Annotated in this window: 22 protein-coding genes; 15 read left to right on the top strand and 7 right to left on the bottom strand. The window is 39.6% G+C overall.

Annotation, left to right across the window (positions count from 1 at the left end; genetic code table 11):
* Nucleotides 1-353 precede the first annotated feature (353 nt).
* Complete coding sequence (locus DET59_RS02540) at nucleotides 354-818, top strand: NUDIX hydrolase (RefSeq protein WP_113968005.1); 465 nt, start codon at nucleotides 354-356, stop codon at nucleotides 816-818.
* Nucleotides 819-872: 54 nt separating this feature from the next.
* Here the strand turns inward: DET59_RS02540 and DET59_RS21505 are convergent, their stop codons facing one another.
* Both DET59_RS21505 and DET59_RS02535 read right to left on the bottom strand, forming a co-directional pair.
* Nucleotides 873-1,049, bottom strand: coding sequence for a hypothetical protein (locus DET59_RS21505; protein WP_181778033.1), 177 nt, complete (start codon nucleotides 1,047-1,049; stop codon nucleotides 873-875).
* 182 nt (nucleotides 1,050-1,231) lie between these two features.
* Entirely contained in the window at nucleotides 1,232-2,449 is a 1,218-nt protein-coding gene (locus DET59_RS02535) for an MFS transporter (RefSeq protein WP_113968004.1), read from the bottom strand.
* A gap of 356 nt (nucleotides 2,450-2,805) precedes the next feature.
* Here DET59_RS02535 and DET59_RS02530 point away from each other — a divergent pair, with 356 nt between their 5' ends.
* A complete protein-coding gene (locus DET59_RS02530) occupies nucleotides 2,806-3,486 on the top strand; it encodes a response regulator transcription factor (RefSeq protein ID WP_113968003.1) in 681 nt (226 codons plus the stop codon).
* A complete protein-coding gene (locus DET59_RS02525; RefSeq protein WP_258549546.1) occupies nucleotides 3,483-4,892 on the top strand; it encodes a HAMP domain-containing sensor histidine kinase in 1,410 nt (469 codons plus the stop codon). The genes DET59_RS02530 and DET59_RS02525 overlap by 4 nt, the downstream gene beginning before the upstream one ends.
* 24 nt (nucleotides 4,893-4,916) lie before the next feature.
* On the opposite strand, the gene DET59_RS02520 is transcribed toward DET59_RS02525, so the two are convergent.
* Nucleotides 4,917-5,420 (bottom strand): Hsp20/alpha crystallin family protein, encoded by a 504-nt coding sequence (locus DET59_RS02520; protein ID WP_113968002.1) that lies wholly within the window; start codon nucleotides 5,418-5,420, stop codon nucleotides 4,917-4,919.
* A gap of 584 nt (nucleotides 5,421-6,004) precedes the next feature.
* Between DET59_RS02520 and DET59_RS02515 the strand changes: the two genes are divergently transcribed.
* From DET59_RS02515 to DET59_RS21955, 3 genes are all read left to right on the top strand, one after another.
* Nucleotides 6,005-8,851: a 2-oxoglutarate dehydrogenase E1 component gene (locus DET59_RS02515; RefSeq protein ID WP_113968001.1), complete on the top strand. Its 2,847-nt coding sequence runs from the start codon at nucleotides 6,005-6,007 to the stop codon at nucleotides 8,849-8,851.
* 19 nt (nucleotides 8,852-8,870) lie between these two features.
* Nucleotides 8,871-10,106 carry a 2-oxoglutarate dehydrogenase complex dihydrolipoyllysine-residue succinyltransferase gene (odhB, locus tag DET59_RS02510; RefSeq protein ID WP_113968000.1) on the top strand — a complete coding sequence of 412 codons (1,236 nt, stop codon included), beginning with the start codon at nucleotides 8,871-8,873 and terminating at the stop codon, nucleotides 10,104-10,106.
* 171 nt (nucleotides 10,107-10,277) lie between these two features.
* Nucleotides 10,278-10,409: a hypothetical protein gene (locus DET59_RS21955; protein ID WP_258549545.1), complete on the top strand. Its 132-nt coding sequence runs from the start codon at nucleotides 10,278-10,280 to the stop codon at nucleotides 10,407-10,409.
* Between the two features lie 110 nt (nucleotides 10,410-10,519).
* Here the strand turns inward: DET59_RS21955 and sda are convergent, their stop codons facing one another.
* Nucleotides 10,520-10,654 carry a sporulation histidine kinase inhibitor Sda gene (sda, locus tag DET59_RS02505; RefSeq protein WP_044336757.1) on the bottom strand — a complete coding sequence of 45 codons (135 nt, stop codon included), beginning with the start codon at nucleotides 10,652-10,654 and terminating at the stop codon, nucleotides 10,520-10,522.
* Nucleotides 10,655-11,051: 397 nt separating this feature from the next.
* On the opposite strand from sda, the gene DET59_RS02500 reads away from it, so the two are divergent.
* From DET59_RS02500 to DET59_RS02485, 4 genes are all read left to right on the top strand, one after another.
* Complete coding sequence (locus tag DET59_RS02500; RefSeq protein ID WP_113968050.1) at nucleotides 11,052-12,689, top strand: AMP-binding protein; 1,638 nt, start codon at nucleotides 11,052-11,054, stop codon at nucleotides 12,687-12,689.
* Nucleotides 12,690-12,878: 189 nt separating this feature from the next.
* On the top strand, nucleotides 12,879-13,748 hold the full coding sequence (locus DET59_RS02495; RefSeq protein WP_258549544.1) for a gamma-glutamylcyclotransferase family protein: 870 nt from the start codon (nucleotides 12,879-12,881) through the stop codon (nucleotides 13,746-13,748).
* A gap of 39 nt (nucleotides 13,749-13,787) precedes the next feature.
* Entirely contained in the window at nucleotides 13,788-14,594 is an 807-nt protein-coding gene (locus DET59_RS02490; RefSeq protein WP_113967999.1) for a GNAT family N-acetyltransferase, read from the top strand.
* A gap of 41 nt (nucleotides 14,595-14,635) precedes the next feature.
* A complete protein-coding gene (locus DET59_RS02485; protein WP_113967998.1) occupies nucleotides 14,636-15,262 on the top strand; it encodes a DedA family protein in 627 nt (208 codons plus the stop codon).
* Nucleotides 15,263-15,300: 38 nt separating this feature from the next.
* Here DET59_RS02485 and DET59_RS02480 read toward each other — a convergent pair whose 3' ends face one another.
* Nucleotides 15,301-15,636, bottom strand: coding sequence for a hypothetical protein (locus DET59_RS02480; RefSeq protein ID WP_113967997.1), 336 nt, complete (start codon nucleotides 15,634-15,636; stop codon nucleotides 15,301-15,303).
* Nucleotides 15,637-15,793: 157 nt separating this feature from the next.
* Here DET59_RS02480 and DET59_RS02475 point away from each other — a divergent pair, with 157 nt between their 5' ends.
* The 5 genes from DET59_RS02475 (at nucleotide 15,794) to DET59_RS02450 (ending at nucleotide 22,050) form a co-directional block, all read left to right on the top strand.
* On the top strand, nucleotides 15,794-15,997 hold the full coding sequence (locus tag DET59_RS02475) for a DUF6501 family protein (RefSeq protein ID WP_113967996.1): 204 nt from the start codon (nucleotides 15,794-15,796) through the stop codon (nucleotides 15,995-15,997).
* A gap of 89 nt (nucleotides 15,998-16,086) precedes the next feature.
* Entirely contained in the window at nucleotides 16,087-16,992 is a 906-nt protein-coding gene (locus DET59_RS02470) for a GNAT family N-acetyltransferase (protein ID WP_113967995.1), read from the top strand.
* A gap of 170 nt (nucleotides 16,993-17,162) precedes the next feature.
* Complete coding sequence (locus tag DET59_RS02465) at nucleotides 17,163-18,044, top strand: ATP-binding protein (RefSeq protein ID WP_113967994.1); 882 nt, start codon at nucleotides 17,163-17,165, stop codon at nucleotides 18,042-18,044.
* 10 nt (nucleotides 18,045-18,054) lie between these two features.
* Nucleotides 18,055-19,974, top strand: coding sequence for a vWA domain-containing protein (locus DET59_RS02460; protein WP_113967993.1), 1,920 nt, complete (start codon nucleotides 18,055-18,057; stop codon nucleotides 19,972-19,974).
* A gap of 501 nt (nucleotides 19,975-20,475) precedes the next feature.
* Nucleotides 20,476-22,050 (top strand): cation:proton antiporter, encoded by a 1,575-nt coding sequence (locus DET59_RS02450; RefSeq protein ID WP_113967991.1) that lies wholly within the window; start codon nucleotides 20,476-20,478, stop codon nucleotides 22,048-22,050.
* A 77-nt stretch (nucleotides 22,051-22,127) separates the two neighbouring features.
* Here DET59_RS02450 and DET59_RS02445 read toward each other — a convergent pair whose 3' ends face one another.
* A complete protein-coding gene (locus tag DET59_RS02445) occupies nucleotides 22,128-23,270 on the bottom strand; it encodes a toxic anion resistance protein (RefSeq protein ID WP_113967990.1) in 1,143 nt (380 codons plus the stop codon).
* A gap of 14 nt (nucleotides 23,271-23,284) precedes the next feature.
* Nucleotides 23,285-23,914: a 5-bromo-4-chloroindolyl phosphate hydrolysis family protein gene (locus DET59_RS02440; RefSeq protein ID WP_113967989.1), complete on the bottom strand. Its 630-nt coding sequence runs from the start codon at nucleotides 23,912-23,914 to the stop codon at nucleotides 23,285-23,287.
* Between the last annotated feature and the right edge of the window lie 33 nt (nucleotides 23,915-23,947).

The following is a 23,947-nucleotide window of genomic DNA, read 5'->3' as shown; positions in this document are numbered from 1 at the left end:
ATTTAAGGTAAGTAGAGATTGATCTTCCTTTTAAGAAAAAGAATATTTTTTCTCGTTACATTGTTTTCTTGCACACCTTGAAGCTCTGTCATGAAAATCCTGTTAAAGATGGTGAGGGGAACTGCGCAGACTCCTGCGGAAGTACGGACGTGCCGAGACCCCGTTCGGCTAAGCTGAGGAGGTTCGGCCGAACGCTAGCTGCAAGCGGAGCAGTTCCCCTCACCATCCAGCATAAACCTGGTTGACAGAGCCCTGGCAGACTCTATGCTAGAAAACAACAATCTTTGCGAAAAGAGCCATTTTTAAACAATATTGGGTTTTTATTGGTTAGAATGAAGAGAAGGAGGGGTCGAATGGATCTTGTGTTTAAACAAAACCGAAACGTTTTTAATTACAGGGTAGTGGCCGTCTGGATAGAACAGGACCATATTTTATTACATAAACAAGTGGAAGACAGCTACTGGTCGTTGCCCGGTGGAAGAGTCGTCATGGGTGAAGCCTCACAGGAAAGCTTAAAGAGAGAAATGAGAGAAGAACTGGGGGTTGAAATTCATGTAGAACAATTGATGTTGGTGAACGAAAATTTCTTTCCCTATAAAGAATGGGATTTCCATGAAATTGGATTTTACTATAAAGTGACAGCTGCAGATCGGGCAATTTTTCAAAAGGACGCCTTTCATGGGCTGGAAGGGGATCGTTTATTATACAAGTGGATTCCCCTGGAAGAACTTTCAGAAGTACAATTATATCCTCAAGAGGTTAAAGATATGTTATCACATCAATCAAATGAAACACTGCATATTGTGTCAAAGAAGTGACTGAAATGGAAGGCAGAGAAGAACTTCTCCACCTTTTAGTCTATGTAGTACTACTTACTGTGTATGAGTCAGTTTCAGCTTTACTTTATGAAACAAAGTTTTCATCTTTCCTTCGCTTCTTTTCGCCTTGGGGTGATGTTCAATTACTTTTGTACGTAGAAAATAATTAATGACTTCTTCAGCCAGAATGAGAAGTGCAAAAAGAGAAGCAATCACGATTATCCAGGTCATATATATTCCTCCCTTACGATCCCTATCATGTTTATGGATATATCTACCACATTATGTATCGAAATAAACATTTCGGGATTGTAAAGGAGGAGCTTTCTTTATTCTACTCAGCAGATCTGGGTGTGCAATTGAAAAAACGGAGCCTGCATTTCAGCTCCGTTTTTTCATCATGGGATGAATCCTCAAGCCTTTTTAGTCGAGACAGCTTGCTGTGCTTCCGGAACCTTAATGAAAAGCATTCCGACCAGGCTGGAAAATAGGCTTAGAAGGATGAAAATGATAAAGGTACTCAAAGGTTCAATCAACGCTACTATAGGGGGACCTAAAGCGACACCTGTAAACCTCATTGAACTGTAAATGGAGGTAATGGTTCCACGGTGTTCCTTCTCGATTCCTTCTGTTATCAATGCATCCAAACAGGGAAGGGCTGCGCCCATTCCGATACCAGCAATGGAAAATATGCTCAAGATGACCCCTAATCCTTCAGTCAAAATTAATGGAATGAAAGCGACCGAGCTCATGAGGGATCCAAATACGATGACCCACTTCATCTTGTCTTTGCTCTTTCCGATCACTTTCCCGGTTATATAGGAGGTTAGGCATAAAAAAAGGAGTGGGACTGCTAAATATAGTCCCTTCATTACTCCGTTAATTCCATAAGCATGCTCTAAGCGGGTAGATAAATAATATAAAAATCCAAATAAAGTAAACATGGAAATGATTCCGATCACAAAGATTCCGAAGATCCATCTCTTTTCCTTCCTAAGGACGATTCCCACCTCATGAACAAATTCCTTAATGGTTTGTTTCGCTACTTCTCCATTTTTGGCGGGCACTTTTACAAATTTCATGATCAGTAGAATGGATAAAAGTGAAAATACTGGAATGGAAAAGAAGGGAATAAACCAGATCCATGCAGCAAATAACGCACCAAGTATCGGGCTTAGCACCTTGCCGAAAGTATTGGATGTTTCGATTAAACCCAATCCCTTGGTGATTTGATCATCATCCTCATACAGGTCTCCTACTGTAGGAATGACGACCGGGAAGGCTCCGGCTGCTCCAATTCCTTGAACAACCCTTCCTACAATGACAAAAATATAGGCGTTCGAACCGTATAAGGAAGCAAATCCACAAATGAGGCCACCGATTCCTGCAATGACTAAACTGGGTATTAAAATGTTTTTCCTGCCGAACCGATCGGATAAATAACCGGCAATCGGAATGCAGAGTATGGCTATGATGGAGTAAACGGTGATGATCAAGCTTGATTGAAATCCCGTAATGTTAAGCTCCTTTTCTAATTGAGGAAGGACAGGGATCAACATCGAATTCCCAAGTGTCATAACTAAAGGAATAGAGGATAACGCAAGTAAATCCAATTTTTTCTTACTTTCCATTTCGTGCACCTCATTCTTATTTATACAACTCTTATTTTCTTCAACAGGAGCAATTTCATACTATCTATTTATTTGATTATAATATCATTATGTAAACTTATAATTTCTTTCTTCTCTAAGTGAAAACTTACCCTTTTCTCATTCAATTTTAATGAATGTGGAGGAAAATGACGGTAATGATAAAAGGGAGGTAAGAACCATGTGGATTCGAATAATTCCTATTTTATTTTTCAGTTTTACTGCCATTACATTAATGACGTATCAAGGTATTGAAATCTTTCAAGCGCTTAATGATTTTATTTTCAGCAAAAGTAAAATAAAATAAGACGTATTAGCATTTAGAGCAGGTGATTTATGTGAAAAGAATTTTAGTCATAGAAGACGAAAAAAATCTCTCCCGGTTCATTGAACTGGAACTTAAATATGAAGGATATGAAGTGGGTCTTGCCCATGATGGAAGAGGGGGGTTAGAGAAAGGTTTAAACGAGAATTGGGACATTATCTTATTGGATCTAATGCTGCCGAATTTGAACGGACTTGAGGTTTGCAGAAGAATCCGGCAAGTGAAAGCTATTCCGATCCTCATGATCACGGCAAGGGACAGTGTAATGGACCGTGTATCAGGATTGGACAGCGGTGCAGATGATTATATCGTAAAGCCTTTTGCTATTGAAGAACTGTTAGCGAGATTGAGGGCCGTATTCAGACGAGCCGGAAATGAAGAAGCAGCTTCGACTCAAACAACGTATCATTACCGTGATATCACCGTTCAAAAGGAATCAAGGCAAGTATTTAAGCTTGAACATGAAATCGAGGTTACGAAAAGGGAGTATGACCTTTTACTCGCCTTTTTGGAAAATAAAAATATTGTTTTGACCCGTGAAGTCCTTCTCAATAAAGTGTGGGGGTATGATACCGAGGTTGAAACGAACGTAGTGGATGTTTATGTAAGATATTTACGTAATAAAATTGATTCGCCCGACGAAGATAGCTACATCCAAACTGTACGCGGTACTGGGTATGTGATGAGGACATGAATACATTCCTGAATCGTTTTAAGCCCTCTTCCCTTAAAGTGAAGTGGGCGTTAGCCGCTGGTTCAGCCATATTCCTTGCCTTTTTCTTATTTAGTTTTTTTCAATATCATGCAATCAGTAAGTGGATGGTGGATGAAGAAGAGAATAATTTTGGTCGTGTGCTGGATGAAATTACGGTGTTTTTCAAACAAAGAGGACCAAATATACAGCTCCAGGACATTTATGATAGCCGGGATTTGATGAAACAAATAGCTGAAAAGGACCAGACCATACGTATTTTAGATCATCAGGGGAATCAAGTATTGGAAATACGGAGTGAAAATGAATCAGCTTTTTACGTACCATTTCATCCCGTTAGAGAGAAGTCAGTTACCCTCATAGAATCTGAGAAAAATCAAATGCTCATTGGGAGATCTCCGATACGATCGAATCAATTCAATGGATATATTGAAATTATCCAGCCCTTAAATCGATATGAAAAGATCATGAAGAACCTGTTCTGGATGATGACCATCACGGGGGTATTAGCGCTCTTGATCAGTGCAATTATCGGCTATTTCATGGCTAAAAGCTTTGTGCGTCCATTAAATAAGCTTTCTGAAACAATGAGATCGATTGAAAGAAAAGGATTTCACGAAAGAGTAGAGATTGTGAAGGCCCATGATGAAATAAGTGACCTATCACAAATTTTCAATAAGATGATGAGCGAAATTGAGAAATCTTTTCAGCAACAGCAACAATTTGTTGAAGATGCATCACATGAATTAAGAACGCCCATACAGGTATTAGAAGGACACCTGGCCCTTTTGAACAGGTGGGGAAAAAAAGATCCGACGATTCTGGAAGAATCTTTACAAGTGTCATTGGAAGAACTTGAAAGAGTGAAAAGGCTTATAGGGGAACTGTTAGAACTTTCCAGGGCGGATCGTGAGAAATTTGACCTTCAAACCGTTCGTGCCAATCCACAAAAAGTGGTTGATAAGGTTATTAGAGACTTTAAATTTCTACATCAAGAACACACTTTTCTGTGTTTGGATGAGCTGGATCATGAAACAATGGTGACTATTATGCCAAGGCATCTGGAACAAATTATGATCATTCTGTTAGATAATGCCGTTAAATACTCTGATACGCATTCAAACATTGAAATAAAGCTAGTGAATCGTGAAGAAGATATGATGATCGAAGTGAAAGACGAAGGGATCGGAATCCCGGAAGAGGATCTTCCAAAGATCTTTGACCGGTTCTACCGCGTGGATAAGGCCAGAAGTCGCGAAAAAGGCGGTTATGGTTTGGGGTTAGCCATTGCATCAAAGCTCATTCAAAACTACAACGGTGAAATCTTAGCCTTAAGAAACGAGCCCGCAGGTACCATTATTCGCATCTCTCTTAAGTATGCTCATTAAAGGTATTGTACGAGAAAAGACGTCTCAATATTTATCAGAGACGTCTATTTCTGTATATTGCATGTCGATGCTTTTAGGTATTTTCAGCTCTAATATCCCGTCCTTGTATTGAGCCACTGCGCCTTTTTTTTTCACAAGACAAGGGAGTGTGATGACCTGTCTTTCCTCATGTCCCGGGATGTTCTCGATAATTGCCTGATTCGACGTGTGGAATATTTTCAATTGCTTCATCCACTCCTCACTTGGAACCTGAAACCGGATGTAAATATCCTCAAAAGATTCAAAGACATTTGCAGGTATTGAATGAGAAGAAGGTGAAGCCTGACCCCGCTGAGATTTCTCCCCTTGATTGCCCAACGGATTCATAAAGGATTGCGCCCCGCTCATCATATCATTCGGATTCATCATACCCTCCCATCCGCCCGGGAACATTTTTTTCATCATACCTTGTATATAGGAATCCATTTCTTTCGGATTCATCTGCTCTTTCATGTCTTTATTGAATGGGAATAAACTCCATGGGAACATGTGAACCACCTCGCTTTAATCTATATAGGCCATCTGCCATGATTGTTATATTGTATGCAATGCATGGGCGATGAGTTCATAGGCAGGAGGGGAGAAACAAAAAGGCAAGCGCTGAAAATTTAAACACATAAGGCTTATCTAACATTCTGAAAATCTTATAACCTATAAAAAATCATGAAAAATAACAAAAAATATTTGGTTTTTTTTAGTAACAGTAGTAAGATGGTTTATGAAAAAAGTACCCTCATATAAGGGATACAAGAAGGTGAAAGAGAAAGCGCTTAATAAAATATTATTTCAGAATAGTCGATATAGAAAAAGGTTTTCTTGTAATTTATTATGGGAATATAAGTAATAACCATATTCAAAATACGGAAAACAAAATTTTGAGAAATTTGTCATAAAGACTTTATCTTACTACTGCACAGTGATAAAATGTCCTTGTAAGCGTTTTTATGTGTTTAAAATTACTATTCTTGCATAATGAAATATGGCTCTTGCATAATGAAATATGGCTTTGAAATTGTAAGAATACATGATACCCAAATTATACTAACTGGCAAAATAGTTGGAGGTTTTTCACAATGAAAAAGCAATCGGCAAAAGGGGAACCGTGGCAATCGTTTTACGGACCTAACCTAGGCTATGTAATGGAGGTTTATGAACAATTCCTGGAGGATCCTACAGACGTAGATCCTGAATTGAAAGAATTATTCGAACAATGGGGCCCTCCTACAGCTGAAGACGTACAAGTAATCGCAAGTGCCCAGCATGGGGATACATCATTCACGCTGCCTGCACAACCGACTGCGTTAAGTAAGATGGTAGCTGCAGTCAAGTTAGCAGATAATATTCGTACATATGGTCATTTAGCTGCGGATATTAATCCCCTTAATGACCGAAATAGAGACACAAGAAGAATTGAACTATCTGAGTTTAATTTATCTGAAGAAGATTTAAAGCAGATTCCTGTTGATTTTTTATGCCCGAATGCACCTTCACACATAAAGGATGGCTTGCAGGCAATTAATCATTTAAGACAGGTCTACACTAAGAAACTGGCATTTGAGTATGCTCATGTTCATGAGCTTGAAGAAAAGAATTGGTTAAGAGAAAAGATTGAATCAGAATCCTACTTCACTCCTCTTTCTAAGGAAAAGAAACTGGCGTTATTAAAACGGCTTGCCGAAGTGGATGGATTTGAAAAATATATTCACCGTACATTTGTTGGTCAGAAGCGTTTCTCCATAGAAGGACTGGATTCTATGGTGCCTTTACTGGACGAAATGGTCCGATATTCAGTTGAATCAGGTGCTAAAACAGTCAATATCGGCATGGCACACCGAGGGCGCTTAAACGTGTTGGCCCATGTTATTGGTAAACCGTATGAAATGATCTTTGCCGAATTCCAACATGCCCCAAGCAAGGATCTGATTCCTTCAGAAGGATCAATTGGGATTACATATGGTTGGACAGGTGATGTTAAGTATCATTTAGGTGCTGATCGCGAAATCTCACCTCTACAGTCGTCAACAGCGAGAGCACGTGTAACCCTGGCGAATAACCCAAGTCACTTGGAGGTTGTGAGCCCGATTGTGGCTGGTTACACACGTGCTGCACAAGAAGTCCGTGAAGATAAGGGTTATCCAGAGCAGTCACCGGAGTCTTCCTATGCCATCATGATTCACGGAGACGCTGCCTTCCCTGGACAAGGTGTTGTCGCTGAAACATTAAATATGAGTCAATTACGTGGATATAACACGGGTGGATCCATTCACCTGATTGCGAACAATATGATCGGTTTCACGACTGAAAGCCGTGATTCCCGCTCGACGAAATATGCATCTGATACTGCCAAAGGCTTCGAAGTTCCGATTGTCCATGTCAATGCAGATGATCCGGAAGCTTGTCTTGCTGCAGCGGTGCTCGCCTATGAATATCGTAAAACCTTTGGAAAAGACTTTGTCATTGATTTGATCGGCTACCGCCGTTTTGGTCATAACGAAATGGATGAACCGATGGTGACGAATCCATTAATGTACTCAGTCATTCAAAACCATCCAAATGTTAAGAAACTATATGCTGAAAAATTGATTTCAGAAGGAATCGTCACAGAAGCAGATGTAGAGAAAATGGATACCGACATCGAAGAAGAATTGAAAACGGCATACGATAAGGTACCGGCTAAAGACGACGATCCCGATACCGTCCTTGCTCCACCTGAGTACGTAGCAAATGGCTTACCGGAAATTAATACGAGTGTTGATTTTAATAAGCTTGAAGGTTTAAACGATGAACTGCTTCAATGGCCGGATGGCTTTAATGTGTTCAAGAAATTGGATCGCATTTTAAAACGACGCAGCCAGGTGTTTGAAGGTAAAGGGAAAATTGACTGGGCCCATGCCGAGACGTTGGCGTTTGCTTCTATCTTGAAGGATGGTACGCCGATTCGATTAACGGGACAGGATTCCGAGCGTGGTACGTTTGCTCAACGCCACCTGGTTCTTCATGATGAAAAATCCGGAGAAGAATACATCCCTTTACACAATATAAAGGACAGTCATGCTTCGTTTGTTGTTCTTAATAGTCCTCTTACTGAAACAGCTGTTGTTGGATATGAGTATGGGTATAATGTGTTTGCACCAGAGACGTTGGTTCTTTGGGAAGCTCAATTTGGTGATTTCTCCAATATGGCACAGGTGATGTTCGATCAATTCATTTCAGCTGGCCGTGCAAAATGGGGTCAAAAAACCGGCCTGGTTATGCTGTTACCGCATGGATACGAAGGTCAAGGTCCAGAACATTCAAGTGCCCGCTTAGAACGATTCCTGCAACTGGGTGGAGAATATAACTGGACGGTTGCCAACTGTTCTACAGCTGGTCAATACTTCCATATTCTTAGACGTCAAGCTGCCATTTTACAAAAAGAAGAAGTAAGACCACTTGTAATCATGACGCCGAAAAGCTTGCTCCGGAATCAATTTGCAGCTGTCACAGCTGAGGAATTAGCCCATGGAGAATTCCATTCAGTCCTTGAGCAAAAGGGTCTCGGTGAGAATCTTGAGGCTGTTGAACGGGTTGTATTATGCAGCGGGAAAATTGCGATTGATTTAGAAGAGAAGCTTCAAAATATCGATGATAAAGATTGGTTACACATTCTTAGAGTAGAAGAAATTTATCCTTTCCCTAAAGGTGATATATCAGCCATTCTGGAAAGATATTCAAACCTTAAAGAAATTGTATGGATTCAAGAAGAACCTAAGAATATGGGAGCATGGACATTTGCAGAATCACGACTCCGTGACATTGCGCCTGACGGTGTTGAGGTGCATTATGTCGGTCGTCGCAGACGTTCCAGTCCATCAGAAGGTGAACCAACTGTACACAAAAAAGAACAATCACGAATTATTAACGAAGCGTTAACTCGATAAGAAAGAGGAGGACATCACAGTGGCAGAAATTAAAGTTCCAGAATTAGCAGAATCAATTACAGAAGGTACAATCGCCCAATGGTTGAAACAGCCAGGGGATTATGTGGAAAAGGGCGAATACATCGTTGAGCTGGAAACAGATAAAGTGAATGTTGAAGTCATTTCTGAAGAAGCAGGTACGATTCAAGAACTTAAAGCTGATGAAGGCGATACGGTTGAAGTCGGTCAGGTTATTGCCATTGTTGGTGCAGGTGGAGAAGCTCCAGCCACTTCTGATACAAAAGAAGAAGCACCTGCTCCTAAACAGGAAGAGAAGAAAGAAGAGGCAACCGAAGAAGCACCAGCGAAAGAGGACAAAAAGAATCGTCCAATCGCTTCTCCTGCGGCCCGTAAGTTGGCACGTGAAAAAGGTATCGATCTTTCCGATGTGCCAACAGATCCTCTAGGCCGTGTTCGTAAGCAAGACATTGAAGCCTATAGCAGTAAGCCGGCTGAGACTCCATCTAAACCTTCTGTTCAAGAGAAGAAGGCACCAGCGAAAAAAGATGATGGAAAGCCGGTTGTTCGTGAGAAGATGTCACGCCGTCGTCAAACGATTGCGAAACGCTTAGTAGAGGTTCAACAAACAGCTGCCATGCTTACAACGTTTAATGAGATTGATATGAGTAAAGTAATGGAGCTGCGTAAACGTAAAAAGGATAAATTCTTTGATGACCACGATGTAAGACTTGGTTTCATGAGTTTCTTTACAAAAGCAGTCGTAGCAGCTCTTAAAAAGTTCCCATACGTGAACGCAGAAATCGATGGGGATGAAGTTGTCCTTAAGAAGTTTTATGACGTTGGGGTAGCCGTATCTACGGATGATGGATTGGTAGTACCTGTTGTACGCGATTGTGAACGCAAAAACTTTGCAGAAATCGAAGGGGAAATTATGGAACTGGCTACTAAGGCCAGAAACAACAAATTAGCTCTTGGGGATCTGCAAGGTGGTTCATTCACGATTACAAATGGTGGGGTATTCGGTTCATTACTATCAACTCCAATCTTAAACGGACCGCAAGTTGGGATTTTAGGAATGCATAAAATCCAGCTTCGCCCAGTGGCCATTGATAAAGATACAATGGAAAATCGCCCTATGATGTACATTGCTTTATCGTATGATCACAGAATCATTGATGGGAAAGAAGCAGTTGGATTCCTGGCAATGGTGAAAGATTTACTTGAGAATCCAGAAGACTTACTACTTGAAGGCTAAGTAGTCCTGATTGAATAAGAATAGATGAATGTTTGGCTGATTCATACATCCATTAGTGGATGATGAATCAGCTTTTTTTTCACGTTTTTTTACTAAGAGAATAAAATATGGATAACTAAAATAAAGTTTACCAAAGGAAACTCTCGGACATGAGTAAGGAGGGGAGATGTAATGATGAAGAACTTCAATTCAAAAAAAGTGATTCAGTATTCATATCTATTTCATAAGATGGGGCTATTGGATAGTAAGCAATTCAAACAAATTGAGGAATACCATGGATTCAAGTGTAAGAAGCATAGTTAACGTCTGTTTCAAAAATGAAAAAAGACAGACTCAAGTGAAGTTGAGTCTGTCGTAAAAATTGCATCTCAGGGGGTGAGATATAAGCTAGTATTCTTTTTTGATTTTCATTGTTAAGATTTCCTAAAAGGCTTCAATCCTCGGTTACGAATTTCTTTCTTAAGAAGCAGAATCCAGTCTTGATCATTCCCTTGTTTCTCAGCATCACGATAAGCTGCCACCAACTGTTCATTACTTAAGATTTTCATGACCAACCTCCCAGGAATGTATAAAATATAGAATTTTCTATATTTTCTATTTATTCTACATAGAAAACACTCATTTGAAAAGGTTTTTTTATAAATTACGTCTAAAGTAGTATTTTTAGTTATTATGTAGAAAAAGGTTTAGAGGAGACGTTTTTTGTCTATATAAAAAAGTTGGACTCATCGAGGTCATGTAGAAACTTGTCATCTAACTCCTATCGATCGCTATTCACCTTAGATTCATAAAAGTCAAAAGAATATCACGATTAATTAGTTTGAAAATTTTAATTTTTGTGATAATATTACACGCATAAGGAACTTTAACCTCTTTGACTACCTATACTGTAAGGTTCCAGGCTTAACATGAATACATATAAAGGGGGATATCCATTTGTCCGAGATAATACAAACAACTGTAGGTGAATTACTCGAAGAAAAAGCTCGTATACAGCCTGAGGTTGAAGCGGTCGTTTACGCAGACAGAGGATTAAGATGGTCTTATCATGAATTTAATCAACAGTGCAGGCAGGCTGCAAAGGGGTTTATGGATCTTGGGATCAATAAAGGAGATCATATCGCGATATGGGCTTCTAACACTCCTGAGTGGTTAGTAAGTCAGTTTTCGACGGGCAAAATGGGAGCTGTACTGGTAACCGTAAATACTAATTATCGTACTGCTGAATTAGAATATTTATTAAAGCAATCCGACAGTAAAACGATTATTTTGATGGAAGAGTTCAGAGGGGCTTCCTATATAGACATGTTGTATGAAATATGTCCTGAATTGAAAACGTCTAAACCCGGGGAATTGGAGAGTTCAAAACTTCCATATTTAAAGAATGTCATTGTCTTAGGGGAGAACGCATATCCAGGTACATATAGCTGGCAGGATATTATGGATAGAGGAAATGATGTTGAGGAAGGGAAGTTGGATGAAAGACTTTCGAGCCTGTCCCCCAATGATGCCATCAACATGCAATACACGTCAGGCACGACTGGATTTCCTAAAGGAGTCATGCTTATTCACTCTAATATCGTAAATAATGGATATAATATTGCCGGGTGCATGAGATTGACGAACGAAGACCGTTTATGTATTCCTGTTCCATTCTTCCATTGCTTCGGCTGTGTATTGGGTACACTTGCATGTGTATCGGTTGGGGCTACTATGGTTCCATTACAGGAGTTCGATCCGAGACAGGTTCTGCAAACGGTGCAGGATGAAAAATGTACTGGTCTTCACGGGGTGCCAACCATGTTTATTTCGGAGTTGAACCTTCCAGACTTTGATCAATACGATCTTTCCCATTTGCGTACTGGAATTATGGCGGGAAGTAACTGTCCTATCGAAGTCATGAAGGGCGTCATGGATAAAATGGGGGCAGATGAGATAACCATTGCCTACGGTCAGACAGAATCTTCCCCTGTCATTACTCAGACACGTACCCATGACCCGATTGAATTAAAGGTAGAAACGGTTGGAAAAGCCTTGCCAAATGTAGAGGTGAAGATTGTAGAGCCTGGATCGAACAGGGAACTTCCCCACGGGGTACAGGGTGAGTTGTGTACTCGTGGGTATCACGTCATGAAAGGGTACTACAAGAATGAAGAGGCTACCAGGTTAGCCATAGATCCTGAAGGTTGGCTGCATACTGGAGACTTAGCGGTCATGGATGAACACGGCTATTGTAGAATTACAGGAAGATTAAAAGACATGATCATTCGAGGCGGTGAGAATATTTATCCGAGAGAAATTGAAGAATTTCTTTATTCCCATCCAAAGGTATTAGATGTTCAAGTCATTGGAATCCCTGATGAAGTCTATGGTGAAGAAGTTATGGCCTGGATTATTTTGAAGGAAGGTCTAACCGCAACACCAGAAGAGATTAGAGAATATTGTACAGGGAAGATATCCCGTCATAAAATTCCAAGGTATATCGAGTTTACTGATTCCTACCCAATGACAGCTTCAGGGAAAATTCAAAAATTTCGTTTAAGAGAGCAGGCGAAAGAAGCAGCCCTGCCTAAAAGTAATTAACGATTTGAAAACGCTTCCTTAAAAAGGACATTCCCAATTCATCGGGAATGTCCTTTTCATAGGGATACATAAGTATAATAGGAGTAGTAGATAACTGAAACTTCAGAGACTATTTGCTAAAATAAAGGAAAGACTTAAGAAATGATTAACGATAATATAATTATGTTAACAACAGGAAGGGGATTATCTGTGTACGTTTTTGTTTATGGGACGTTAAGAAAACACGAAAGCAATCATTTTTTATTAAAGGAAGCCATATTGATGAGGGAACAAGCTTGGGTGGAAGGTGTTCTTTACGATACAAAAAGAGGATATCCCGCACTAAAAGAAGGCAATGGGACTACTTATGGCAAATTATATAAAATTAACTCCAGTATATTATCACCGTTGGATGAATTGGAGGATTTCATCGAAGAACGTGAAGACAACCTTTATATACGAAAGCTTAAACTGGTTCAAACAGATAATGGACCGCAGGAAGCTTTTGTGTATTATTCTGAAAACGAAGAATTGTTCCAGGAAGAAATTCAATCAGGAGATTGGAAAGTACATCAGTTTCTAAATGACAAGCCTGATAGAATACTTTATTTTGCGTATGGTTCGTGCATGGATGATGAGCGTTTTAAATTAGCTCATGTAGATCACCATTTCAAAAACTGTCTTGGTGGAGGAGTTTTGGAAGGATATTCTATGAAGTATCTCTTTAAAGTACATGATGGTGGCCGGGGCGACATTATTGAGGATGGAGGGACAATGGAAGGGGTAGTTTATGATCTCCCTCAACAAGCAGTAGAATACTTGTTCACGAGAGAAGGGGTAGCCCCTGGATGGTATAGAGCAGCTTTCATCGACGTACGGATTGGCAGGAAGCTTTACAAGGACGTATTGACCTTTATTGTGAAAGGTAAGTGTCAGGAAACCTGTCCCCCAGATCATTATGCAAAAGAGATTCTACGTGGCAGTCGGCCACATGTAAGCAAGTCCTATCATGAGAAATTACAGCAACAATTAGTTGGAATAGGGATGACAGAAGAACAGGTGCAGAATCTTCTTGACTAATAAGAATAGATGTACGAATGAGTTCCGGGAGGTGAAGTCATGAAGGTAAGTGATGATCTATTATTCACTGCAATAGAATCACATCACTGGGACTATCCAGATCGATTGATACCGAGTGAAGTGGATAGTTTACACAGTGAGGGAATCGTTGCAATCAAAAACAAACAGTTGAAAAATGTCTTTGCTAATAAGGTACCTAAATTCATTATAAACGATTTGAATGAACTTCATGAAAAATGGAAGGTGATTGAAGGCTTTTATGGAAAGGAATCCTTTAGTATGTGGATCAGGGAGCCACTTATCGATCAGGAAGAGCAGTTCATCCAATCACATGATGGTATGATGGAAGAGCGTTATGAGGGACTGGTATTTGATCTGAATCAGAATCATTTCATCAATTCACCTTCTCATAGAGTCATTACAGTTGAAAGTGACCTTCACATTCATGATCTTGTAGAAATCAGTTCCTCCATATGGGGATATCGGGAAGAAGACAAGCCGGTCATCTTTAAACAAAGAAAAGAGTTTATAAGCAAATGGGGAACGGATGGTGGGTTCACATTAGCTTACAATAAGGAGGGGCATCCCGTTGGATACGGAAATTATCGGTTGAGCCGTGATCATGAATTCCTATACCTCAATGGAGGAGGGGTGCTAAAAGAAGCAAGGCATGAAGGAGTATATTCTTCATTAGTGGCCCATCGATTGGAAATGGCAAAACGTGCGCAATGTCGGTTTGTTACCTGTCAGGCCAGAGTCGGCCACTCTGCTCCCATTCTTAAGAGGTTAGGGTTCCAAGCGTTTTCAACCTATCAATACTGGGTAGTGAATAGAAAGGCGCGATAAGCACGTGAAAATAGTCGCTTTGTGTGAAATGGGGTAGTACGATGGATGTTTTACTACAATTGGTCGATCAATTTGGATATATCGCCATGTTTCTTTTTAGCTGGATTGTTTTTTTAGGATTACCGGTACCTAACGAACTCGCTGCTGCACTATCGGGATATTTATCTGAATGGAGAAATTTCAACCCGTATACCTCCTTTTTCTTTATGTATAGTGGATTAATCTCCTATGGAATCTTCGCCTTTTTAAATGGCCGATACTTCGGAACAAGACTAATATCTCGCTTTATGAAGGGAGATAAATCAAGGAGACTCATTGACAATGGTGAAAAATGGATAAATAAGTATGGTCCATTTGCCATTTCATTCAGTTATTTTATACCAGGCATCCGATTATTCATGCCTTATATTGCAGGAACGTCTAAAGGGATTTCTTTCCTGAAGTTTCTCTTATATGCTCTTCCGTCTGCTTTTGTTTGGGGATTTGTGTATTTTCAGATTGGGAGGTATTTTCCAAAAAGTTTTCAGGGATTACTGGAAGAAGTGAGCGTGAAGGCAGGAATCATTTTCTCCATTTTATTCATCGGGGTTATCGTGTACAGTATTGTTATTACCTTGAAAAAAACCTCTAATACTTCGAAATGGAAAAAGGTACGCTATAGAAAATAAGAAAAGACTGATCAAAGATGCCTTCTCCTTTAATCAGTCTATCTATCTTGTTCATCTTTTATTATAGTAAAATACTTCCCGAATACACCCAACGCTTTAATTGTGGTCCTTGAGCCATTTTCATCCTCATATATTTTACCGATTGTGTTAAATAGCAAGTAGCCATTTTTAACATTTGAGCCTGTTTCAATCAGGGTTGAATAAGAATTTCCTTCAAGTTTCTTCGTACAGGTTATAGATTCATGACATTCAATATTGTATTCATCCAAAAGCCATGAATAAAATTGTTCTTCATTAGGTCGGTGGGTGCTCATGTAAAAAACCATTAATACTAAAGTGAACATACCAATTCTTTTTAATCCGTCTCTCACCATAATCGAACCTCTCCTACAATTTCCTCCTATAATATACCATATTTTCTTATTAAAAGTGGTAGTTTCACAAAAAAATGACAAATCAGTTAGTAGTTGAACTTATAGCTCTGTAAGAATATACTATTAGCATAGTACATTCATAAAGGAGGTTATTGAATTGATTCACAAAACTTGGACGGAAAACAATACCGGGAAAAAGGTAAAATGTGTACATACGGACGCAAAGAAATATACAGTTGAAAATGTTTTATCCATTGGAAAAGAATACGAAGTGAAAAACGAATCTGAAGAGTATTACTTCGTCATTGATGAAAGTGGTAAAATGGGAGGCTTCTACAAAGAGTACTTTGAAGAGGTGTAAGCCACCCCTTTCTGGCTGGTTTCTTCTAATATGAAGAGACCGGCTTTTTTTGATGGCTACTAAAATATGATGCAAATGGGGAGAAGAGAATGAAACACTCTTTTAGTAAGCGAATCATTTCGATGGAGGACCATGCATCTCTCATTAACCTGTTCAATAGTTATGAAACGGAAGTATATGGAGAGGTTCAAACGAGTGAGGCTGATATTCAAGAAATGATTGAATCTATTCCTGAAGCTGACCGAAGAGGGCTGTGGCATGATGGGAATTTAGTAGCTATCTCCATTCTTACTGAAAAAGATCACCGTTTACCTTCATTACTCATTGCCCTTCCAAACGATCATATGGATCTCTATATAGGTGAGTTGGCAGAAGAGCTTTTTATATCAGCCAGGAGAAAGAAAGAAACGAGTTCCGACTCAAAAACCATTATCCTTTCTGCTAATCTTGAGGAAGAGAAGAAGGCTTTTGAGAAATATGGATTTATACCAACCCGTTATTGGTTCCAGATGAAAAAAGAGCTAAAAGATCTATCTATTGCATCCGTCTCTTCATCTTACTGTATTTCTAGTTTCAATCCCGATACCGACGCTGAGAGTCTTCATCAGGTATTTGAAGAGGTGTTCTCAGACCACTTTGATTATCATCCATCCAGCTTGGATGAATTTAAGAAGCGTTTTCTTCGTCCTTCATTTGACCCTGATCTCTGGTTTGTATTAAGAGAAGGGAATGACCTTGTAGGCTTTGTCTTTTGCACGGTTAACAATGAAACAAATTTAGGGGAAATCACCCATTTGGGGATTCGCAAAAAGTGGCGTCGGAAAGGGCTCGCCCACTATTTGCTTTATTATACTTTTTCAAAATTGAAAGACGAAGGAATGACTACAGCAGCTCTATCAGTCGACAGTGATAGCTATACAGACGCAACCATCGTTTATCAAAAAGCTGGTATGTACGTATCTCGAGGGTTCACTCGATATGATTTAAAAGTATAGAAGCTGAAAAGCACCCGATAATGGGTGTTTTTTAACATTTTGATATATCAATGGGTTGCTAGTCCAGGACTAAAATATATTCTTCGTAACAAAATTAGGCAGAGCCTTTGCAGTGTAAGCGTTATTACATGTAGAATGTCTAGTATGTGAAATGGAAAGGATGTCTTAAAATGAATGTTGAACGATTATTACCAGAATCGGTTACTTATATTATAAACGAGAGAAAGCAATTATTCTCTTCTTCTGAGCATTCTTCATTAATTGGAGAAGGAGGGTATACCGCTAGTGAAGACTATATTATTGAAGATAGTATCATCTCTCTGTCTTTAGGGAAAAATCTTCTTCTTAAGGGACCCACTGGTTCAGGGAAAACGAAGCTATCTGATACCTTATCATCCATCTTCTCTCAACCGATGCACAGTATAAATTGCTCGGTTGACTTAGATGCAGAAGCATTACTGGGTTATAAAACAATCAGCGAAAGAGACGGAAAAAACACCATTGAATTCATTGAGGGACCTGTTATTCAAGCGATGAAAAATGGGCATCTCCTTTATATTGATGAAATTAATATGGCCAAGCCTGAAACGCTGCCGATCTTAAATGGTGTGTTGGATTACCGCAGAAGTATAACGAATCCATTTACAGGGGAAATAGTCAAAGCCGCCCCTACATTCGGTGTAATAGCGGCCATCAATGAAGGGTATGTAGGCACGGTCCCGTTAAATGAAGCGTTAAAAAATCGTTTTGTTGTAATCGATGTGCCATATATCGAAGGGGAAACGTTAAAGAGTGTGATTGAAAGTCAAAGCAAGCTGTCCGATTCTAAGCTTATTACTCAATTTGTAGACTTGTCTTCGGATTTATTGGTTCAAGTGAAAAATGGCCAAATTTCAGAGGAAGCGGCTTCCATACGTGCCCTATTGGATGCCTGTGATTTAGCCGTGTACTTACCGGCAAAAAGGGCTATACAACGCGGAATCGTTGATAAACTGGAAGATGAACGAGAAAAAGCGGCTATTCAAAATATAGCTGAAACCTTATTTGAATGAGGGACTTGTAATGCATCGATTTATTCAATTTAATGATGAAACCATAGACTCTTTTTTAGTAATGGAAATGGCTGATTTGACGAAAACACTTTCCAAAAATGCCGATATGAACTTGAAATACGGACCGTTTTCTTATCTGGATTATAAAGAAGGAACGGTTTATGTCAGTCATTTTTGGGATCACCGAAAAAAAGAAGAAGAAGTACATGGATTGAAAAGTGATATTTATTTAAGGACGATCGGTAATCTTCATGAAACCACGAACGATGATGTTATCGATTATATTGAGAAGGTGAAAGCAACTTCTGTTCCCCGGTTTGCCAAGCAGTTATTTGTCATTGGTGAAGAAGCTCGCTTAGAGGAAATTTGTAAATCCAAGCGTCCGGGAACAAAGAAGTCATTTGAAACGAGAAGAAAATTATATCGCCAGCACTTCGAGGCACAGCTTAAAGTAAATATTACGAAAAGTGTTTTCACAGATGCTCTATTTAATTCAATATTCCTACTTCTCCATGCACAATCTCCTTTAGAAGAACCTGTTCGGATAAGTGAGGATATTGATTTAGCAATGCCCTTTTTACATCGGCAAATCACGCGCTTCTTTGAAACCCGTAACACAAAAGATGTAGTAAGAATTTGCCTGGAAATGGTAGACGTAATCGATGAGATTGTTAGAAAAGATATGTTAAATGAATACTTCCATTTGCCTGAAGATGTGTATAACACGGAGGAAATGTTTACTGAAACATTTGACGATTTAAAGAGAAAAGATCCCCTTGCTAATCAGGATGTGTTGGAAGAAGAGAGCACAGGGGAGGAAGAAGTGATAGATGAAGAATTCCGTACCTGGCACCGGGAAACGAGTGACAAAGGGGAGTCATTCCTTCAGTTTGACTTAGACCAAGGAAGTCAATCCGATCTTATGGGCGAAGGTGTCCGTGAAGGGGATGATGGAGACCAGGCAATGGCTATGGTACAGGGCTCAGCTAAAGAAACGGAGCAGGAGCAGTACCAAAATGTGAGGGCAGAGGAGCAAGAAAGAGATGAACTTGGTGGAGGGGAAGGTGAGTATGGAAAGGACAATCGCTTTGCTGTACCTCACTTTATTTCGCCAACCATTCCTACTTCAGAAGACAAGCACTTGTATAACCTTAACAAAGGGTTAATCGCTCCTTATCAAAAGAAGCTTCAAAGAATGATCGAGAAAACATTGGAGCATAAGCGAATCCAGCCTAGAAGTGATTTGCACTTCGGTAGGCTGAACAAAAAGTTATTGCGGTTCATTACTGACGATAATCCAAGACTTTTCTATAAGAAACTGAATCCATCTTCTGAAATAGATGCCGTGTTTTCATTATTGGTAGACTGTTCCGGTTCTATGTATGACAAGATGGATCAAACCAAGCTGGGAATCACGTTATTTCATGAATCGTTAAAGTCCGTTCGCGTGCCGCATGAGGTTATCGGCTTTTGGGAAGATACCAACAGGGCCACAAAGACCAGTCAACCAAATTACATGAATCCTGTACTGGACTTCTATTCTTCCTTAAAACCTAACAGTGGCTCAGAAATCATGCAGCTCCAGCCTGAAGAAGATAATCGGGACGGCTTTGCCATTCGGTTAATGACAGAACGGATCCTCAGACGGAACGAAAAACAAAAATTCCTTCTGGTCTTTTCTGATGGTGAGCCAGCAGCGATGGATTATGAGCAAAACGGGATCGTTGATACTCATGAGGCTGTATTAGACGCAAGAAAACAAGGAATTGAAGTCATCAACGTTTTTTTAGCGAACGGAGAAATAGATGAGGGGCAAAGAAAAACCATTCAGAACATTTATGGGAATTACAGTATTCTTGTTTCAGATGTAGAAGAACTCCCTGAAGTGTTGTTTCCTTTATTACGGAAGCTTCTGTACAAAAGTATATAGATGAAGGACCAAGACGATTACATGGGAACCATGTGGTCGTCTTTTTTTGGGAAAGGAGGAATTAAAATCAGTCCTTAGGCTGAAATAAAATCAATCATCCATCTCATTCGGATTACCTTTACCTGCAATATACTGAAAGTAATAAAATGAAAGGCGATGGATAAGATGAACAATATTTCTGATATGAATGCCACGATTCATGAATATCACAGGATGAATCACATCTTGAATCAAAAAGGATGGAGGCAAGAAAAAACCACTAAGAAACAAGTTTTCTCTCCATGGTTTGGTAAGAATCTGTAAGTGGAAAATCCGTCAAGTTCGAAAAAAAGAGGAAAAAAATGTATAATGAAAGAATGACTATTCTCACTATTCGTAGAAGGTCATTCTTTTTTGTATGGTGAAAAATGATATAAATGCGAGTCGTATTCACGATGAAGGGAAGGTTAATAAATAAAGAGATGAGGAAAAAATTATAAAAAAAGGGAGGTCACGGTGATTATGCATGAGTTAGATATGCACCATATTTTTGAACTGGGACTTATTTTAGTGATGATCGCAGCAGGTATCACGGCAATTGCCAAGAAATTCAAACAACCATATCCAATTGCCCTAGTCATTGTAGGTGCCCTTATCGGGTTATTCAATATACCAGTCCTTGGGCCCCTCAAGGATTTTATAACAGAAGGAGAAGTATTTAATTTTGTCATTATCACATTATTTTTACCAGCGCTTCTGGGTGAAGCAGCTTTGAAGCTGCCTTTTACCCATTTGCGTGCGAATAAGGAGCCGATTATTGCCTTGGCTTTTGGGGGAACATTCATTTCGTTCTTAATTATCGGCTTTTCAGCGTATTACCTTTTTAACTTTTCCATTCCGGCAGCATTTGTTTTTGGGGCATTGATGAGTGCGACAGACCCTGTCAGTGTACTATCCATATTCAAGAGTGTAGGAGTAAAGAAGAGGTTGGAGGTTGTCATTGAAGGTGAAAGTTTATTTAATGACGGTTTAGCCGTTGTATTGTTCAATATATCCGCTTATTATTTACTATCCTATATTGATGCAGGCTGGTCCGGACTCGGGAGTGGCATTTGGGAGTTCATCCGGGTGGTATCCTTGGGTGTCATTATTGGAAGTTCCCTCGGTTATGCGTTTTCCGTTTTAACCAAGTACTTCGATGACTATCCGTTGGAAATTATATTCAGTGTGATTTTGTTTTATGGTTCATTCCTCCTTGCAGAGAGCGTCCATGCTTCAGGTGTTATCGCGGTCGTGATTGCAGCTCTTATATTCGGTAATTACGGCGGGAAAATCGGTATGAGCCCTACAACAAAATTGAACATAAATAGTTTTTGGGATGTAGCCGCGTTACTTGCCAATTCCCTCGTTTTCTTAATGGTCGGACTTGAAATAACGAGGATAGACTTTATTGAAAAATGGCCTTATATTTTCGCAGCCATTCTCTTAGTACTTCTGGCAAGAAGTATTGCAGTCTATACAAGTTTATCTCTCATCGGGAACTTCCCTCATAAATGGAAGCATATTTTGAATTGGGGAGGCTTGAAAGGATCGTTATCAATCGCCTTGATCCTCAGCCTTCCGAGAGATTTCCCAGGAAGAGAAGACGTCTTGATCCTTGGGTTTAGTGTGGTATTATTCAGCCTTGTCATCCAAGGATTGACAATCAAACCCTTGATCAATCTTTTAGGGATTAAACCAAAAGAAGGGGGACATGTGGAATTTGAAAAATTGCTCAGTCAACTCCACAGATATGAAACAGCCATTGGAGAGATCCATCGTGTAAAACAAAAGCTCTATATTACAGATCCTGTATCCAATGAGCTGGTCGATATGTATACAAAAAGAATCGACATGTTAAAAGCCCAATTGGATAATTTATTCAAAAAAAATCCAGTAATAAAAGCAGATCAGCTAACGACACTGAGAAAACACGCACTATACGCAGAATATGAGGCCGTCGCAAAACTGGAAAAAGAAGAAATCATCACAAGCTCCATTGCGGAAAAGGAGTATGATGCAATAACGGATAGCATTGTTCACAATGAGGAGAAATAGCAAAAGGTTCATTTAGTTGTTTTTCGGCTCAGAATATAGTAATCAGAAAGTAAAAGAGGGGCCAACCGGCTCCTCTTTTACTTTCTGATTTCAATGAGTTTCTGTTTTAAGTCGTTTTCCATCGTGACCATTTCCTGTTCTGCCTGCTGACGTTTCTGTCGTCCTTCTGCTTGTATGGCCAAGGTTTCTTCAATGGTGGAAATAAGGTTTTCTTGTGTTTTCTTCAATGTTTCAATATCAATGATTCCTCGTTCATTTTCTTTTGCTGTTTCAATGCTATTCGTTTTAAGCATCTCTGAATTTTTAAGAAGGAGCTCATTGGTGGTCCGCGAAACCTGTTTCTGAGCGGCTACAGCCTTTTGTTGATTCAGGAGAGTCAGGGCTATGGCAATTTGATTCTTCCAAAGAGGAATGGCTGTGAGTACAGATGCCTGTATTTTTTCTGCCAGTGCCTGGTTCGTATTTTGAATTAGGCGTATTTGGGGGGCAGACTGAATGGTCATTTGTCTACTTAGCTTTAAATCATGGATCCGTTTATCCAATCGATCCAGAAATTGCATCGTATCATTGACTTCCTGATAAATTAACTCGTCATCCGTTTCTTCTGCTTTCTTGCGTAATGAGGGAAGCAGCGTATGTTGAATCTCTTCCCGTTTAATTTCAGCTGCTGCAATATACATATTCAGGGCTTGAAAATAGTCTTTATTTTTTTCATACAGGGTTTCCAATAGTCGATTATCATCAAGCAGGGTCTTTTTTGAATGTTCGAGTCTGACTGAAATGCGATCGATCTGTGAGCCGATCTTTTGGTATTTGGAAAGGACCTCCTGCAGGGAGGAAGTGACTTTACGGAAAAGCTTTTTGAAAACTCCCTTTTGTTTGGTATTCAGTTCATCAGGATTCATTTGCTCGAGCTTTTTCATTAAATCTCCTAACACATCGCCAATGGGACCGATGTCCCGTTTTTGTACATGATCGAGCATGGAGTGGGAGAAAGTAGAAAGCTGGGTCTGAGCGGCAGTTCCATATTTTAAAATCGCTTCATAGTCTTTATAGTCGATCTGAGCAGCTAATTGCTTTGCCTTTTCCTGCTGTTCTTTTGGTAAGCGGTCGAGTAGCAAAGGAGACTTTGTCTGTTCACTTACAGCAGGCATTTCATCTCCAAACGGGTTGGAAAGCAGCAGGTCCAGTTCAGATTGTTCATTTCGTTGCTCCATCATAAAACCTCCGATATCTATTTTAAGTCTTTTTTATGAGATAAATGTTGATTGGCGAAGTTTAGTTCAAACTGTAGTGTATCCATATCATTAGCCAATACGTTTTGCAGGTCTTTCTCCAATGACCCTGTCAGATCATCAAGTGTGGTCCGGGTTTGTTGAAGGGATAAGAAGGCTTCTTTGTTCTTCCCGGGTTGTGCAGCAAGAAACGTATATTTTTCTGTGATTTCAACAACTGAATCCAGATGGTAGAAGAAAAATGATTCTGCAGAAAAGAATCTTTTCGGCTCTTTCTTTACGAGTTGATAAATTCTTCTGCTCAATCTGTTCAATTCGAGGATTTGCTTAAAAGCCCCAAGTGACCTTACCCTTAATTGTTGTTTTTGAAGGCGTTTTACTTTTTCTTTCGCTTCTTTTAAATTCTTGTTAATATATCGAAATTCCTGTGAGGAAAGTCCATTTTTTTTCAGCCACCATCTCTTTTGCAGCCCCTTTACGATGAAGAAAAGGAGAATACCCGTACCGAGACCTGACAAGAATGTAAGAGGGAATCCTAAGTCAAATAGGAGTAAGTAGGCGATAAAACTACTGATCCCTATACTGAATGAGATGACTGTTCTTACTGAAAATTGAAGAAATGTATTCATTTCATCTACCCCTTCATAAAGATGCTTACGTTA

It is taken from the genome of Rossellomorea aquimaris (assembly GCF_003315075.1).
GTDB lineage: Bacteria > Bacillota > Bacilli > Bacillales > Bacillaceae_B > Rossellomorea > Rossellomorea aquimaris_C.
This window is presented reverse-complemented; position numbering and strand designations above follow the sequence as displayed.